Source organism: Paenibacillus sp. FSL W8-0186, assembly GCF_037969765.1.
GTDB classification, from domain to species: Bacteria; Bacillota; Bacilli; order Paenibacillales; family Paenibacillaceae; genus Fontibacillus; species Fontibacillus woosongensis.
This window is the reverse complement of the sequence record NZ_CP150207.1, coordinates 1,248,237-1,265,782: the sequence shown is the minus strand read 5'-3', so window position 1 is coordinate 1,265,782 and position 17,546 is coordinate 1,248,237. Positions and strand designations below refer to the sequence as shown.

The 17,546-nt window shown below is 50.0% G+C and carries 12 protein-coding genes; 3 read left to right on the top strand and 9 right to left on the bottom strand.

The window, feature by feature from the left end:
• Positions 1-65: 65 nt before the first annotated feature.
• Positions 66-2,021: a translation factor GTPase family protein gene (locus MKX50_RS05370; protein ID WP_339158649.1), complete on the bottom strand. Its 1,956-nt coding sequence runs from the start codon at positions 2,019-2,021 to the stop codon at positions 66-68.
• Between the two features lie 520 nt (positions 2,022-2,541).
• On the opposite strand from MKX50_RS05370, the gene MKX50_RS05365 reads away from it, so the two are divergent.
• The gene (locus tag MKX50_RS05365; protein WP_339158647.1) at positions 2,542-3,126 is read left to right on the top strand and encodes a GNAT family N-acetyltransferase; all 585 of its coding nucleotides are present in this window, start codon (positions 2,542-2,544) and stop codon (positions 3,124-3,126) included.
• 114 nt (positions 3,127-3,240) lie between these two features.
• Here the strand turns inward: MKX50_RS05365 and MKX50_RS05360 are convergent, their stop codons facing one another.
• Positions 3,241-4,467, bottom strand: coding sequence for an RtcB family protein (locus MKX50_RS05360; RefSeq protein WP_339158645.1), 1,227 nt, complete (start codon positions 4,465-4,467; stop codon positions 3,241-3,243).
• 96 nt (positions 4,468-4,563) lie between these two features.
• A complete protein-coding gene (locus MKX50_RS05355; protein WP_339158644.1) occupies positions 4,564-5,346 on the bottom strand; it encodes a nucleotidyltransferase domain-containing protein in 783 nt (260 codons plus the stop codon).
• Between the two features lie 225 nt (positions 5,347-5,571).
• Here MKX50_RS05355 and MKX50_RS05350 point away from each other — a divergent pair, with 225 nt between their 5' ends.
• Positions 5,572-6,882: a WYL domain-containing protein gene (locus tag MKX50_RS05350; protein WP_213592920.1), complete on the top strand. Its 1,311-nt coding sequence runs from the start codon at positions 5,572-5,574 to the stop codon at positions 6,880-6,882.
• Positions 6,869-7,690, top strand: coding sequence for a WYL domain-containing protein (locus MKX50_RS05345; protein ID WP_213592922.1), 822 nt, complete (start codon positions 6,869-6,871; stop codon positions 7,688-7,690). Before MKX50_RS05350 ends, MKX50_RS05345 begins: the two co-directional genes overlap by 14 nt.
• 323 nt (positions 7,691-8,013) lie before the next feature.
• Here the strand turns inward: MKX50_RS05345 and MKX50_RS05340 are convergent, their stop codons facing one another.
• From MKX50_RS05340 to MKX50_RS05315, 6 genes are all read right to left on the bottom strand, one after another.
• Positions 8,014-8,736 (bottom strand): alpha/beta hydrolase, encoded by a 723-nt coding sequence (locus tag MKX50_RS05340; RefSeq protein ID WP_339158643.1) that lies wholly within the window; start codon positions 8,734-8,736, stop codon positions 8,014-8,016.
• 620 nt (positions 8,737-9,356) lie between these two features.
• Positions 9,357-10,607, bottom strand: a complete 1,251-nt coding sequence (locus tag MKX50_RS05335) for a GGDEF domain-containing protein (RefSeq protein ID WP_339158642.1) — start codon at positions 10,605-10,607, stop codon at positions 9,357-9,359.
• 189 nt (positions 10,608-10,796) lie between these two features.
• Positions 10,797-13,232: a glycoside hydrolase family 3 C-terminal domain-containing protein gene (locus tag MKX50_RS05330; protein WP_339158641.1), complete on the bottom strand. Its 2,436-nt coding sequence runs from the start codon at positions 13,230-13,232 to the stop codon at positions 10,797-10,799.
• Between the two features lie 164 nt (positions 13,233-13,396).
• Complete coding sequence (locus MKX50_RS05325) at positions 13,397-14,413, bottom strand: glycosyltransferase family 2 protein (protein WP_339158639.1); 1,017 nt, start codon at positions 14,411-14,413, stop codon at positions 13,397-13,399.
• A 12-nt stretch (positions 14,414-14,425) separates the two neighbouring features.
• Positions 14,426-15,031 (bottom strand): hypothetical protein, encoded by a 606-nt coding sequence (locus MKX50_RS05320; RefSeq protein ID WP_213592931.1) that lies wholly within the window; start codon positions 15,029-15,031, stop codon positions 14,426-14,428.
• 30 nt (positions 15,032-15,061) lie between these two features.
• Positions 15,062-17,485 carry a glycoside hydrolase family 3 C-terminal domain-containing protein gene (locus MKX50_RS05315; protein WP_339158636.1) on the bottom strand — a complete coding sequence of 808 codons (2,424 nt, stop codon included), beginning with the start codon at positions 17,483-17,485 and terminating at the stop codon, positions 15,062-15,064.
• Between the last annotated feature and the right edge of the window lie 61 nt (positions 17,486-17,546).

The window sequence follows — 17,546 nt, the reverse complement described above, 5'->3', positions numbered from 1 at the left end:
AGGAGAAGGGATTGAAAGATCATCGGCAGAATAGGAATTTCCAAACGTTTGAAGAGAACACAACACTACAAACAGTGCATTTTACTCTCCGCCTCATCCCACGGCACAGTGTACCCCTGGCCTTTGGCGCAAAATATCGACGAAGAAGTATATTCCGGGTCTGCATCCTTATTGTAGCCGATCTTCGCAATGACCTCCTCCTCATTATGGGATCGGTTATAGCCCGCAAATGCGAGGCTTAGCGTTCCCTTTCCTTGCGTAAAGGAAGCCAGCTCACTGCCGTAATCCATGAAGGTAGCAACCGGTACGGTTCCCGTTAAAATGGCCTTGTCTCCTTCTGTATCGGGCGCATCATAATTGCCGTGTGCCTGCTGGATATCCGAGATAACGCGGCCGAGCTGCTCCAGCTCCACTTTGATTTTGAATTGGTAATACGGCTCCAGCAGCACGTTTCTCGCCTTCTCCAGCCCTTGTCTTAACGCGCGGCAGGTCGCCTCCCTGAAATCGCCGCCGGACGTGTGTTTATTGTGGGCTCTTCCTGTGAGCAATGTTACAATCACATCCGTCAGCGGCGAGCCGGTCAATAAGCCATGATGATCCCGTTCATACAAGTGATGCCGAACGAGGTTCTGGTTGCCGACCGACAAATCATCGGCATGGCAGGCATTCTCGAAGCGGATTCCGCTGTTTCGCTCGCCCGGCTGTATGCGCAGATGAACCTCGGCATAATGCTTTAACGGTTCAAAATGACCATAACCAACTGTCTCCGTCTCGATCGTTTCCTTATACAAAATTTCCGGCTTATCGAAGGAGACGTTGATGTTGAACCGCTCTTTGACCAACTGCTCGAGCACTTCAAGCTGAATTCTTCCCATGACGTGAATATGAATTTCCTGCAGACTCTCCTCCCAAAGCACATTCAAGGAAGGATCCTCCGCATTCAAAATTTTGAAATATTGCAAAACCTCCTTCTTATTCACGGCGGGTTCAAGGATCACCTTCGACTTCAAGGTCGGCACCATGTCGTAGACGGATTTTTCCCGTAAAGTTCCTAAACCGTCACCCACAGCAGCCATAGACAGACCGGTAACAGCAAACAGCTCTCCCGCCTCTACCCGTTCCACCGCATGAAATTCCCGGCCATTGTACACGCGGATCTGGGTTATTTTTTCGCTCACCGGGTTCTCCTCATCCCCATAATTGACAGTCTCCCTGACTTGCAGCGTCCCGCTAAGCGCTTTAATAAACGTAATTCTCGTCCCCTGCTCGTCATGGCGAATCCGGTAAACACGTCCTGCAAATGGCTCTCCGCTGGAATAGTCGGTTACCGTCAGCAGATCCAGCTTCTGCAGGAAGCTCTCAATCCCGGCCCCTTGCAGCGCCGAGCCGCAGGCATAAGGATACACGGCATTATCCCGGATCAGGCGCTGCATCGCGGCAAGCCAAGATTCCTTGTCATAGCCGGCGTCCATATAACGCTCCAGGAGAGCCTCGTCCCGTTCGGCTAGAAACTCCGCCAGTACCTCACTCATTTCGCCGTCCTCCTCCAAGGCTTCCGAAATGTCGCATACGTCCACAGCAAAATTGCTTTGAATATCACGTACTACCCGCTGGACATCCGCTCCTACCCGATCTATTTTATTAATAAAAAAGAAACAAGGTACGCGGTGCTTGCGCAGAAGCTCCCAGACAATCTCCGTCTGCCCTTCGATTCCTTCGACGGCGCTAACAATAATCACCGCATAGTCCATCGCCTGGATCCCCCGCTCCATTTCGGGAGAGAAGTCGGCATGGCCCGGTGTATCGATGAGGAAATAACGGGAGCCCCGGTAACTGAACATCCCTTGGTCCGAAAATACCGTAATTCCCCGCTGCCGCTCGATCTGATGGCTGTCCAAGAAGGCGTCCTGGTGATCGACGCGGCCCCGCTGCTTAATACTTTTTGTATAATATAAAAGCTGCTCCGAGAAAGTCGTTTTCCCGGCGTCGACATGCGCTAATATTCCAACCGTCTTGTTCATTGCTGTTCCTCTCTTCAGGCATTCGATTCACTCTTGTATCTATGACTATGATTATAGCAAACACAGCAGATATGTTGATTTAATTCCACACATTCTATATAAGATGAACTATTGAAATCAATGTGAGGCAAGTATGTAATATGAGTTGTTGTAAACACTAGGCTGTGTCGTACACCAAGCTATGTCGTACACTAAGCTGTGTTGTACACTAATGGAATTCATGCATCTAATTTTCCTCTAAACGAAGGTTTTAGAGGATTAAATGGATTTTATGCAGCTAGAACCAAGGTTCCTGCCCATCAATGGCAACTTCCCTTCTTCTAACGACATGAAATCCATGTATATCTATTTCATCTACCTTACCGCAAAAACTAACTACTATAAACCCATTTATTATCAATTGAATGATTAAATTGATGGGGATAATCACCTCTTAATTGCTTTTCCTTCCTCACATCTTGCCCCGATGACGCGTCCTATGCTATGTTTACTGGAAAAATATTTTCGGGGAGGCAGGCATATGAGCATGAACAAAACGAATCCAATTTTGTTAGATATACCTGATTGTTTCGAAAGTGAGCGATTGTTGATCCGGGCTCCCAAACCAGGAGACGGGGCGGCGTTAAACGAAGCTACTGTGGAGAGCATCGAACAGTTGCGTCCATGGATGCCTTGGGCGCAAGAGGTGCCCAGCCTCGAAGATTCGGAGACCGTCGTCCGGCGCGCCCACCTGAGCTTTATGGAACGATCGGATTTGATGCTGCTTCTAGTTCTCAAAGAAACAGGCCAACTCGTCGGCTGCAGCGGCCTGCACCGGATCAACTGGGAAGCGCGCAAATTCGAGATCGGTTATTGGGTGCGTACTTCTTTCAGCAAGCAAGGCTTCATTACAGAAGCTGCAGATGCCATTACGAATTACGCGATTCAAGAGCTGCAGGCCAACCGCGTTGAGATTCGGTGCGATGCACGCAATACGCAAAGCGCGAATGTGGCAAAGCGTCTGGGCTATACCCTGGAAGGGGTGCTGCGGAACGATGCTTCTGCCACGGATGGCACTTTAAGCAGCACAATGGTCTTCTCCAAAATTCGCGGAGTCGAGTTTTAAGTCTGTCTGGCCTATTCGATAAATGCGGCACGCAAAAGGAGGGGCAAAGCCCCTCCTTTCTCAGCAACGATCATCGTATCGCGAACCATCTCAGATCATTGCAGACCCCATTCGCTAATCTTTGTACGGGTCGAATTCGTCCGCTCCCGCCATGCATACGCCAATCGGCTTAAGCACGTTCAGCACCTCAAGCGTGTCGCTGTGCGCATCCAGAACCTCCTGCAGCTTGCGGTAGACGAATGGACTCTCGTCCGTACCCGCGCCGCGCAGTTCCACCCCGAATTCCCGGACGGCCTCCATCATCTGCTTCGGGGTGATCTGTCCGCCGCTGCGGGTGCGTGTCTTCCAGTTCATTTTGCCCGCCGCTTGAGTCCGGCTCATAATGCGTCCTGCTCCATGTACCGTGCTGTAATAAGCATCCATGTTCTCTTCTGTGTCCTTCCCCCGGACGATGACGGAGATATCGCCCATGCTCCCGCCGATAAAGCCAAGCTGGCCCGGAGCCGACGGCGTTGCCCCCTTGCGGACGACAACGACTTCCTTTCCGTTATGCGTTTCTTTCCAAGCATAGTTATGATGATTATGCACTTCAAAGTCCGCTTCGGCTCCGAGAATGGACAGCACCTCTCGCATCACGTAGTCCCGGCCTGCATATGCATAACGTCCAGCAAGCTTCATCGCCCGGTAGTACATGTCGCCAACCTCGCTGTTTAAATCCAGCAGTAGCGGCGGCTGGTCCATCGATTCGCCCGGCGCCTTGTCCGTAAACCGCCGGCCTGCAGCGAGATTCATAAATCCGCTGGCCGTCTTATGGCCGAAGCCGCGGCTCCCGAAATGGTTTCCAATCCACAACCGTCCCGTTTCCGGCTCTTCGAACAGATCGACATAATGATTGCCGCTGCCTACGGTACCGAGCTGGTTGCGGGCTAACGCTTTTAGCTTGTCATGCTCCTGCTGGCCGAATGCCCGGTATACATCCCAATCCGGATCGTCGAACAATTCGTGATCCACTCTGTCATTGTTGATCCGGCCGACCCCGAACGATATTTTTTTCGCAATTTCATCCATGATCTTCCCTAGTCCTTGCCGGACATCCCGTACGTACAGATTCGTGCGCACTGCCTTATTTCCGCAGCCGATATCGTATCCAACGCCAGAGGGCGAAATTTGTCCGTCATATACGACAACACCGCCAATCGGCTGGCTATAGCCTTTATGATGATCCGCCATCAGCAGGGACTGCACGACATTCCCCGTCTTCGCGCACATTTTGGCTTGAGCTACCGCTCCCTCGTCCGGCTTGCCCCAGACGCGGACGCTATCGATGTTCTGATATGCCATGATGCTCTCTCCTCTATTCCATACTTCCATGATTTCTTCTATTTTACGATCCCTGATTCCAGGCTATCATTCTTCCTGATTGCTTCCTCCTGCTGCCTATTTCCAGGTTTCCTTTAACAATTTCCGGAACAGCTCGTCAAGCTGGGTGTTCTGCCCGTCTGCGGAGGAAGACTTGCCTTTGGCAACTTCCCTGTAATACTGTATCTTCTGATCCAAAAATGCATTGATCGGACCGATTTGCGGCTCATAGTCCATTTCATCGCCAGCTTTTTTTCGAATCAGCAGACTGTCGACGGCCGCCTTCAACTCGCTTCTCGCCGGCAATAGCTCATCCGTAAGCGCCGTGAATTCGATCGGCGGCATCGTACCGTATTTCTCAATCCACTCGCAGGCCAGCACCGGCCGAAGCACATAAAAATACTTCTTGATCTTCACCCGTTCTCCCTGCAAATACTCGCGATAGTTCCCCTCCGCCATATGCAAATAGTGATACATGCAGGCCTTAGGCGAGAAGGTTAGCGCTGAGAGCTCACGGATTTGCTCTGCCGCCGAACCCTCCTCCATATATACAATGGGCGATTGCAGCCATTCCAGCAAGGGCGGATTCGATTTGCGGAACAAGTTCAGAGCTTTTTTCAGATCCCAGCCGTTAATGTCGAGCAGATCGCTGATCGGGCGCTCGATGACATCCCTTTTTTCAAAAATCGATAAATACCAGTCCACCGGTCTGACATATATGAATCTTACATCATAATCGCTGTCCTTTGAAGGAAAGCCCCACGCCCGGCTCCCCGATTCGCAGGCATATATAATCCGCACCTGCTCCTCTCGCTCGATTTGCCGTAATTGCGCCAATATTTGCTGCCGCTGCTCAGACATTTGTTTCGCTCCTTCCAAACCTATTCTTATATTCGGGCGGCCCAAAATTCGTTCTGCAAGCAGCCCGTTTATCTCTGCGGCCCGCACTCCATACTCCTAGCATGCCTGAAATCAGGGCGGATGAACATGGCGGAAGTATTACAAGCCTTAATAAACTGTAGATTTTCAACCCTTCCTGTTACAATAATATTTGCACATCATTGGGAAAAAGGGGAATTAACGGCGATGGCCAAAGAAAGCTTTGATAAAGAAATCCAGTTTCTGCGCATGCTGGCGCTCACCAGCGGGGCCTACAGCAGGCAGCAATTCGCGGAGCGGTTAGGCATCTCCGTACATACCTTCGATAAGACGCTGCGGCGGCTGAAGGAAATCGTCAGCTCGATGTATGAACAGCTGCCACAGGAGCAGGGGAAGGAATTCGCAGAGGCGATCCGCTTCAACTATTACGAATCCAGCGACCCGATGCTGCTCTTCCTCTTTCGGGCCAAATCCCTGAAGGAATCTGAATCGCACAGGATCTCACTGCTGCTGGCCGCTTTGAATGACCAAGCCTTGACTGCAATGGAGCTAATGGACGTTTGCTGCAGCGGGCTCGATCCCAAGCTGCCCTTGCCTGACGAGAAAACGGTCCGTTCTGATTTAAAGTACCTGGAAGAGGTTGGCGTCATCCGCAAGGAGAACGCAGCGCGCCCCTACCGCTACCGCCTCCATAACGATCTGGTTCAGTCCCTGTCGGACGAGGAACTCTATGATTTATACGACTTCGTCGATGTGATGGCCAACACGCAGGTTCCCTCAGTTCAAGGTTATCTGCTGCGCGATGGACTAAAAAAGCATCTGCAGCGAAACGATGCCGGTAAGCATGTGATCGAGCCGTTTTTATATAAATATCATTTTTACTCGCGAATTCTGGACGAGGCCCATTTGTTCACCTTGCTCAGCGCCATACGCAGCCGCCGCAAGGTGCAGTTCCTGTATTTCTCGCCAAAAGCGGAGAAAAGCTATACCTCCCGGAACACGAACCCGCTGTTCGAACGGGAGTCGAAAGGCAGCCTGGTGCAGACCCTTCCGCTCAAGGTGGTCTACGACCATCAATACGGCCGGTGGTATATGCTGTCAAGCAGCAGGGACGGCATCCGTAAATACCGGATGGAAGGGATGACGCAAATCGAAGAGACGGTAGCCGTCTCCCCGGATGTCTTTGAGGCCAAACGAACTGAATTGGAGGACAAACTCCGGTATAGCTGGCTAATTGACACCGGCCGTCCCATAAAGGTGCGGGCCCGCTTCTTCAATCCGGGAAGCTTTGAACCGAACTTCGTGAAGGAACGCGTGCTGCTGCAGGGACAGTGGGGGGTAATCATGGAGGAAGACGAGCATTCTTTTATTTATGAAATTACGGTTAACGGGACGACGGAGATCAAGCCGTGGCTGCGCAGCTTCGGGTCGAGCTGCGAAATTCTCGAACCGGCCTATTTCCGGCAGCAAATGATTGACGAGTGGAAGGAGATTCAGGCGTACTATGCATCTGTTTGAGAAAATTTTTAATTACCAGATCATTTCCCGGCTCGAAGACTCCGGTACATTTATGATTACCTCGCACGAACGATCTTGGCTGAAGACGATGCTCCAGCACCCTGCAGCGGCAGATGCCTTCACTCCCGTGACAATGGAGAAGCTGCTTACCCTGCTTGAGCAGGACGTCTGCATGGATATCCCCGAGCATCTCATCCACAAAGCCCGCAGTCTGGAGAAGCAAGTGTATCACCCGCTTCTGCGTCCTATCCGCCGATATATTACGCAGCGCAGCGGGATTCGTATCAGCTACGAGCTCAAGAACGGACGCACGCGAACGGAGCATTACGGCTTCCCCTATAAACTCGAGTACTCCATGGTCAAAAGGGAATGGTATCTGCTGTGGTATCATCTAAGACAGCGGGCATTTATGAGCACGAGGCTGAGCAAAATCATGACGGCAGCGCCCGAACCGATCGAATCTGCAGAGGTGGACAGCATCCTCGAGAACATTCGCCAGACGCTGGAATCGCGTAAATCCGAGGCCGTCATTCAAATCGTGCGCGAATATAACAGCGAATTGTCACGCATCCTTTACGCCTTCTCCTGCTTTGAGAAGGACGTTCATTATGATGCCGGGACTGACACCTACCACGTCAGAGTCTGCGTACTCGGCGACGAAGTGGAATACTTGCTCTCCAAAATTCGTTTTCTCGGCAAGAGGGTACTGGTGGTTGAAGGAGATTACTTGAAAAAACGCATGCTGGAGTCGTCAACAAAGGCGTTGGAGAGGTATGGTGTTGTAAATACGAATAACGAAAATAAGTAACATCCTCGGGCCGCTGTTATCCGCCACTTGTTATGATTTGCCGAAGAGGTAACAAGTGGCTCCCAAGGCGGACAGAAACTCCCTCCGGTTCGTTATTCCCTAACATCTTCATAGATTGCTTTATTAAATTCAATAACTCTTTGATGATATCTGGGTAAGCTAATGTTGCTGTTCCTTTTGCGTCTTGTCCACCGCTCCTCCAATGAACTACTTCATCAATCGACAATGTTTCACGATCTCATTCAAACGACAGTTAGTTTAGAATCTCCTGCGTTAATCCCAACTCTGCGCATTCACTGCTTATACTTTCAGACGTTAGCAGGTTAGCGCTTCTCTTCATCCAAAATGAAAGCCATGATGTTCTCCACGGCCTGCCGCTGCTGCTCTTCCCTGGTGATCGACGCCGCTCCGTCTCCATCCTGCTCCCCATAATTGCCGAAATAGGCGTGATTTCCGCCTTCAATAACATGCTGGTTTAGAGTGTCTTCCAGTTTGGCCGTATTCAGGATCATATCCTCACTGCCATATATAGCGAGCGTCGGAAGCTCGGTAGCGCCTACGGGATAAGCGCCGAGCAGAATCATCCCTTCAAATCTGCCGGCATTCTTGCCGGCGTAACTGCCTGCCATCGCCCCGCCCAGGGAATGACCGCCGATATACCAGTGCTTCACCTCCGGAAGCTGCTCGAATACGCGATCCGCGGCATTCATGTCAAATACCGCCAAATTAAAGGGCATTTGCATTAGTACGCAGGTTATCCCTTGCTGAGACAACTGTTTTAACAGCGGGGCGTATGCGGCTGCTTCTACCTTGCCTCCAGGGTAGAAGATCAGGGCCGTGTCGCTGGCCTGCTGCTCCGGGTAGAAAATCCACATTTTATCCTTGGTAACAATGCTGTTCTCTTCGCCAGCCATAGCTTGCAACGCCGCTTCATCCGCCCGATAGTAATCGAGGGTATAGACATAAAAGGCTCCTGCGGCAAGGAGCAACAATGCGAAGACGATGGTTACCGCGATCTTGAGCCGTTTTTTTACTTTCGGTGGCATGGGCATGGTGAACCTCCTCTTATTTGCGTTAGCTTTATTGATACAAAAGTGCAGGAATTCTCGTAGCAAAAAGGCTTGCCCCTTAAAACTACGGAAAACTCCTGCACAATTTACATGGCCCCTTAATTGAACTTGAGTCCTTCTCTCCAATAAGCTAAACAACGGATTGATGACGCTAGACGGCCAGGATCAGGTAACTGATAAGACAACTAGATGTATTTCCTGCAGTTAGTTCATCGCTTTTGGCCGTGTTAGAAGGAACTAACTGCAGAACCTACATTTAGTTTCAAGCTATTTCCACGAATTCGTTCGATTCAGGCAAACTAACTGCATGTTTTGCATTTAGCGTATGGTTTTTTGATAAAACAGCCTAACTAGATGTATAAAATACAATTAGTTTCTTAAATAACTAGTAAAACTAAGGGATGGATAATAGCCGTATTTTATCGGGGAGACTCCATATTTAAAGATCTGAGCCGTAATCGCAGCATTAACTATTAACTATTAACTATTAACTATTAACTATTAACTAGATGTATGATCGATAATAAAAACTGCACTTTTGCATCAATTTTCAACTGAAGAGCTAAAGGCACTCATCTCTCCGCTATTCTTCTCCACTATTTGCTCACACAGTTCCGGCCCTTTTTCTTGGCGCGGTACAAGGCCGTGTCCGCCGACTTCATGACGGCATCCGGCTTCTTGTGCTTCTCGCTTTTTTGAGCTAAGCCGATGCTCACGGTGATGTAAATTTGTTTCCCGGCTCTGCTGTTTCGAGTTTTGCGCCGGGACTTGCTCTTGCCCCTCCCTTTGCGATTACGCAGGGTGAACGGCCGTTTGGCTATTTGCTCCCTCAGCTGCTCCAGATGCGGCAGCGCATCCTGCACGCTTTTCCCCGGAAAGAGTATCGTGAACTCCTCGCCGCCGTAGCGGTAGGATTTCCCGCCGCCCGTCACATCCTTAATGACCGAAGCCACCAGCTTCAGCGCCTCGTCTCCTGTGTCATGTCCATAAGTATCGTTAAACTTCTTGAAATGATCGATATCCAGCATGGCGATGACATAGTTCATGCCCAGCTTCATCATATCCTGCTTCAAGGCCCGCCGCGAAGGCAGACCTGTGAGCTCATCCGTAAATGCCATCGAATACGAATCCTGGATGATCGAAGTCACCAGAACAATGCCGGAAGCAGCAAAAAACACCACATACATCATCGGGTCGCGGTTCTCGTGCAGCACATAGAACAAAGCGCACAACACGGCAATAAACGCGATATCCTGGGACGTTTTGTATTTGACCTGCCTCGTGATGAGCAGGACTAGAGCGGTCAGGAAGATGCTGACGGACAGCTGACTTACTGCTGTAATAGAAGTAAGGCTGACAGGAAGCATGTCTTTTGTGATCAAAGAAAGAAAACCGCCTTGCTCGGGACGCAGCAGCCATATCGCAATCAACATCTGGGAGAGGATCATTCCGATGCGGAGCACTCCCCATAGACTCAGTATTCCCCGCTCCCTAAATAAAGAGAACAGACCGATGTTTAGCGGAATCATTAAGGAGATCAGCGTATAAATATCGTTCGCAGCGATCGGGAAAGAAGGCTTCGCCATACCGGGCAAATATTCGATGGACGCCAAAGCAAGGGCAAGTACGATGAAGTTAAAAAATTCCCTGCTCCGGTTGAATTTCCACGAGATCACAGCGCCCACGGCAAAGATCACATAGGGGGACAGCTCGATAATATCCAGCTGCGCCCGTGCCAGCGTACGGGTTTCCTCATAGAAATAATAGGCCGCAGCCATTAATAGAAATGGGAGAACAAGCTTAAGGACGTTCCGAACCGTAGTCTTCAAGTAAATGATTCCCTTCATGATGTTTTACTTTTGTTTCATATTTATTATCGGCTAAAGCAAAGCACCAACTTAGAAATTATGCAGCATTATTATCTATGAATTGCCGGCAAGGACAGATGCAACCGGGTATACTTCCAGCTCTATGGGATTTCTTTTATAAATAAAAAAACAACGGGCTATAGCTATAGCCCGCTGCTAGGATCTGAATCATTGCCCATTCTTCTGCCAGCGCAACTTCTCCGCCTTCACTTTACGGCTTCGCTCCTTCAAAAAATGACGCAAACCCTTAAAGAAACGGCCATTGACGATCATCAGAAGACCATCCACCATAGCCATGTTCACCACGCCGCCCGTCATTCTGGCGATTCCCCTGAACGGGGTATGGTAGACGGACATCATGATCAGATTCGCTGTGCTTCGTTTGCCGATTTTTCTCAGGAACCAATAGGCGAACACAATCAAATGGTAGGCCAGTCTGGCCACAGCGCCCTTCGCATACTGGCATTGTTCAATCGTATCATTATAGCCCAGCGGCTTGGATCTGTCCCACGTAGCCACCGGCACCTTCCGGCCGATCAGATGCTCAAATTCGTCAACGCTGACATCGCTGATCCGGCCAGAGTAATAGGACGGCAGCTTGTCCTTGTCATAAGGAGCGGGCGCCCCCGTACCCATCACATGAAGGTAACCGGCCAAGCGGATATCTGCACTGGAGGCTCCAACCATAATCGTGTATTCCGCTTCTTCGACTTCCCACGCATTGGTCTTCACGTTGAAATAACGAAATGTCTTATCGTCAAAAGGAATCGTCACTCTCTTGGACTCGCCGGCATTGATAAATACTTTAACAAAGCCCTTCAGCTCTTTGCGCGGCCGAAATATATCGCTGGACTTACAGCCGACATACAGCTGCGCAACCTCCATGCCGGCCCGGTCACCCGAGTTGGTTAATGTGAAGGTAACCCCAGACTGGCCGACCTTAATATCCGAATAGTCGAAGGTAGTATAGCTGAGGCCGTATCCGAAGGGGAACAGCACATCCACATCCGCCGTATCGTAGTAACGATAACCGATATACATGCTCTCCCGGTATTCAACCGTCAATTCGTTCCCCGGAAAATAGCGAAACGAGGGAGTATCCTCATAACGAAGCGGATACGTCTCGGCCAGCTTGCCCGAAGGATTAACATCGCCGGATAATACCCGAAGGATAGCTCTCGCTCCTGCCTGGCCTCCCAAATAACCATGCAGCAATCCTCTCACCTTGCCAATCCATGGCATTTCCACCGCTGAGCCGCTGGAAAGAATCACAATTATATTCGGATTCACCTCATGCAAGGCGTGAAGCAAGTCGATCTGGTTCTCTGGAATTTGCATGCTCTTTCTATCCAGACCATCGGCTTCCGTCACTTCATCCAGACCGAGATACAGCAGCACGGCGTCGGCTTTCTCTGCTAGAGCGCAGGCTTTGGCGATTTTGCGCGGATTCCTCTTACCGTAGCGCTCAAAGCCCGGCTCATAGCCGATGCTCACGATACCCGACTCCTCAAAGCAGTCCAAGGTATGATCCAGAATCGTCGGGTTAACGATCGACGACCCCGCCCCTTGATATCGCGCATCCTTGGCAAAATCACCGATAACAGCTACCTTCTTGCCGAATTTAAGCGGCAGGATATTCCCCTCGTTCTTGAGCAGAACGATGGACTCCTCCGCGACCTTCTGCGATACCCGGTGGTGCTGCTCCACATTGAACTCCAGCCGGGGCCGCTGATATACGGCCTCCGTCGAAAAAATAAGGTCGAGGAGCCGGTCCACGCATTCGTCCAGAACCTCTTCAGGAATTCTCCCGCTTTGCACGGCTTCGATGATTTCTTGATCCGTCTCCCCCGACGTCGTCGGCATCTCCAGTTCATTGCCGGCCAGAAGCCCTGACACCCGGTCGTTGCTGCCGCCCCAATCCGTGACGACGACGCCCTGGTAGCCCCATTCGCCGCGTAAAATATCCTGCATTACATGCATGTTCTCATTTGCATATGTACCGTTTATTTTATTGTAGGAAGACATGATTGACTTCGTCCGGCCTTCCTTTACCGCAATTTCAAAGGCGGTCAAATAATTTTCCCTCAGGGTTCTTTCGTCGACGATCGTGTCGATGGACATCCGTCTCTCTTCTTGATTGTTCACGGCAAAATGCTTGACGCAGGCGGAAATTCCCTGCGACTGGATGCCTCTAATATAACTGGCGGCCATCTTGCCGGCCAGATAAGGGTCCTCGCTGAAGTATTCGAAGTTTCTTCCACATAAGGGATTACGCTTCATGTTCACGCCAGGGCCGAGCAGGACGTTGACCTTCTGGGAAATCGCCTCTTCCCCCAAGTACTCTCCGACCTTCTCCCCCAACTCCACATTCCAGCTGTTAGCTACCGTCGCTGCCGTCGGATAACAGGTTGCGGGAACCCCGGCATTTAGGCCCAGCTTATCCGCGGCTACGGCCTGTTTTCGGATGCCATGCGGTCCATCGGCAAGAAATATGCTGGGTATGCCCAGCCGGCTAATGTCCTGCGTTTGCCAGAAATCCTTGCCTGACATTAAGGAAGCTTTCTCTTCCAACGTCATTTGCGCAATCAATTCTCTATACTTCATCTCTATTCCTCTTCAGTGTATTGGACGGTATGACGTACTGTAAAATATTCTACTATATTATCTATACACATTCTATAGCACACCAAGTGCGGGAAATAGCGAAAGACTCTATTACTAATATCTTAAAAAAAGCAGGACGCCTCCTCAGGCTCCTGCTTTGTCTGTTAGTTAAACCCAACTAGTCTTTGCGATATTTTGTATGCTCCTACGGAAATCAGGCGGCCGGCTCGTCCCGGCAAATGGATCAGCCTGCCCATAAATCCGTATTTGAGCTCTTGATACAGCTGGATATCCGTATCTTTAATGAACTTCCACAGCTCTTTTTTCTTCATAAGGTTCTCGGCTGTCCCGGAACGGATCAGCAGAATCGCCGAGACTACCGTTACAATCTCAAGATGAGCGAACATATAGCGGCGGAGATTCGGATGGGGAATGCTGTCCATGTCGACCTGCCTGACCATCAATTTGTTCACTTTGAGCTGCTGATCAATCCTCTTGATCATGATGCTCTCCTGTACGGACTGATCTTCCCGGCCGATGAAATATCTGTAGAAATCGACATTCATATAAATCATCTTCTTCACATGCACGAGCGGTACATATACGAATAAATTATCGACATAGAAGGTATGCTTAGGCAGCTCCAGACCGCAATCCTTGAGCATTTGCGTCCGGTATATGATGGAATGCATCAGGAGATATTGGCCTTTGCGAAAAGGCTTCACGTCATCCCAGGTGAAAATTTTGCCTTCCGGAAGCACTCCGCTATACTTCATGATCTTTCTGTAACTGGTTTCTTCCTTTTCATAGACAAAATTGCTGATGGCCATATCTACGATTTTGTCGTCATTCTGTAATTCCTGCAAGGTTTGCAAAATTTTCAGATAAGCCCTAACGTCTACCCAATCATCGCTGTCCACGACCTTGAAATACAATCCCGTTGCATTCCGGAGCCCGGCATTGACCGCCTCTCCGTGTCCGCCGTTCTCCTGGTGGATCGCTTTGACGATCGTTGGATAACGCCTGGCGTACTCATCGGCAATCATCGCTGTGCGATCGGATGATCCATCATTGACGATAAGCAGCTCGACATCCTCCCCCCCTGGCAGAAGGGATTCAATGCAATATCTCATATAATCCTGCGAATTATAGCAAGGGATGGCTACGGATAATAATTTCATGCTAACACTACCCTATGATTTTTGTTTGAAAATAACTTTGAAAATCGGGAAGAATACCCAAAACGAAATCGCACTGTTAATAATCATCGTAATGACGTCTGCCGTCGTTTCTCCTACCGCGCCCATTTCCCAGGTATTTATGAACAAGTTGTAAATAGGTGCCTTGTAGAAGCCCTGAGCCGCTGCCGCTCCAATCGTAATGACAATATAAGCCACGACATACCAGAATGCGGCCTGCCAGATGTTGCTGTTCGATTTGAACGTAATGCTCCGCTGAGCGAAGAAATTGATAATCTGGGCGATAGCCAGGGTGATTTGCACCGCTAGGAAGTAGGCCAGGCCTCCTCCTCCGCCCGTGGTAAGGGAGCCTGCGGCATAATCGAACACATAATAGGCGCTTCCGTCAAAGTTATGCCCGAACTGCAGCACCTGGAAGCTGGTGTTTACTAGCGCTGTCTTGGCGAACAGACTCTTGAATACAGGCATTAATACAAGCTGCAGAACAGTGATTCCATTACTTAGTATAAAGAATACAAGAAATTGCGCAATATTGGGGTGCTTTTCCTTGTATCTGGCCCATAGCCCCAGCGGGCCGGCTATATTTTTTTTAGAACTCATTTTCCCACTCCTCTGTCGCTGATGCAAGACTTAATTGTTCTGTTTAGCGACCTTCAGCATTTTGCCCCTCTCTCTGAAGAAATGCCGGAAGCCTTTGAAGAACTGGCCGTTGACTACCATCAGCAGCCCGTCCAGCATCGGCATATTCACGATGCCGCCCGTCATTCTCGCAATTCCCCTGAACGGCATATGATAGACAGACATCATGATCAGATTGGCGGTACTCCGCTTGCCTATCTTCCACAAGAACCTATGGGCAAACGCGATGACGTGAAATGCAAATCTAGCAAAGGCGCTTCTGGCATACTGGCATTGGGCAATCGTATCGTTGTAGCCGAGCGGCTTCGTACGGTCCCAGGTTGCTGCGGGAACCTTGTGCCCAAGCAGGCTCTCGAATTCCTCCTGGCTCACTTGGCCAGCCTGTCCGGAGTAATACGATGGCAGCTTCTCCTTATCATACGGCAGCGGAGCGTTCGTTCCTTTAACGGCATGAATACCCTTTAACCGGATATCCGCGCTGGATGCGCCAATCATGATCTCATACTGAGCTTCTTCGATTTCCCATTGATTCGTCTTTACATTGAAATAACGGAATGTTTTATCATCAAAAGGGATCAGCACGGTTCTTGACTCGCCCGCTTGTAAGGATACTTTGACAAATCCCTTTAATTCTTTCTTTGGTCTGAAAATATCAGCTGAATTGCAGCCGACGTAAAGCTGCGCTACCTCTGCTCCGGCTCTGGTTCCTGTGTTCGTTATTTTGAAGGCCACGCCTTCAGGGATAATCTGAATATCGGAGTATTCAAAGGTGGTGTAACTGAGACCATAGCCAAACGGGAAAAGAACCTCCACATTCGCCGTATCATAATACCGATAGCCAATATACAGCCCTTCCCTGTACTCCACGCTCACTTCTTTGCCCGGGAAATGACGGTAGGCCGGTGTATCTTCATAACGGAAAGGATATGTTTCCGCCAGTTTACCGGATGGGTTCACCTCGCCGGTTAAAACACGAAGAATGGCTTTTGCTCCTGCCTGACCGCTTAAATAACCGTGGATCAGTCCCTTCACTTTATCAATCCATGGCATCTCTACCGCAGAGCCGCAGGAGAGAACGACCACAATATTCGAATTCACTTTATACAGGGCGTGAAGCAGATCGATCTGGTTCTGAGGGATTTTCATGTTCTGCCTGTCCAGTCCCTCCGCCTCCGTCACTTCATCCAAGCCCATATACAGCAGAACGACTTCCGCCTTCTCGGCAAGGGCGCACGCCTTATCGATCTTCCGCTGGTTTCTCTTTCCGTAACGCTCGAAGCCAGGCTCAAATCCAATGCTAACGATGCCCGATTCCTCGATGCAATTCAGGGTGTGATCCAGTATCGTCGGATTGACGATCGATGACCCTGCTCCCTGATATCTGGCTTGCTGCGCAAAATCCCCAATAACCGCTACTTTCATGCCAGCCTGCAGCGGCAATATATCCCCTTCGTTCTTCAGCAGCACAATCGATTCCTCAGCTGCTTCCTGGGCTGCCCTGTGATGCTCTTTCATATTGAACTCTTTACTCGGGGATTTCTCGTAAACTGCTTCTGTCGTAAAAATTAGCTCCAGCAGCCGGTCCACGCATTCGTCCAATACTTCCTCTTTCAGCAAACCGCTGCGTACGGCCCGAATAATGTCTTCATTCGTCTCTCCCGCCGTCGTTGGCATTTCAAGCTCATTGCCGGCAATCAATCCGGCTACACGGTCGTTGCTGCCGCCCCAATCGGTGACGACAACTCCTTCGAAATTCCATTCATCGCGGAGGATTTCCCGCATTAAGTGCAAATTCTCATTCGTATATTCGCCGTTCAGCTTATTGTAAGAAGACATGACGGTCTTCGTATTGCCTTCCGCAACCGCAATCTCAAAAGCCGTCAGATAGATTTCCCTTAGCGTTCTCTCATCTACGATCGTATCGATCGACATCCGTCTTTCTTCCTGGTTGTTCGCGGCAAAATGCTTTACGCAAGCCGAAATGCCTTGCGATTGAATTCCCCGGATATACCCTGCAGCCATTTTGCCGGCATGATAGGGATCCTCGCTAAAATACTCAAAATTTCTCCCGCATAGGGGGCTGCGCTTCATATTGACCCCCGGGCCGAGCAGCACGTTGACTTTCTGGGCAACGGCTTCCTTGCCAAGGTAATTTCCGATTCGTTCTCCTAACTCCACGTTCCAGCTATTTGCCACTGCAGCCGCCGTTGGAAAGCATGTCGCAGGGATGCTCTCATTCAACCCTAAATGATCGGCTGCGGCCTGCTGCTTGCGAATGCCGTGCGGGCCATCTGCAAGGAATATGCTAGGAATGCCGAGTCGATCAATATTCTGCGTCTGCCAGAAGTCTTTTCCCGACATCAAAGATGCTTTTTCTTCCAGCGTCATTTTCTTTATAAGTTCAGTATGTTTCATCGTCTCTTCCTTTTGTTTTTGGCGGTACCCTAAAAAGAGTACCGCCAAAGTGTTTTATCAA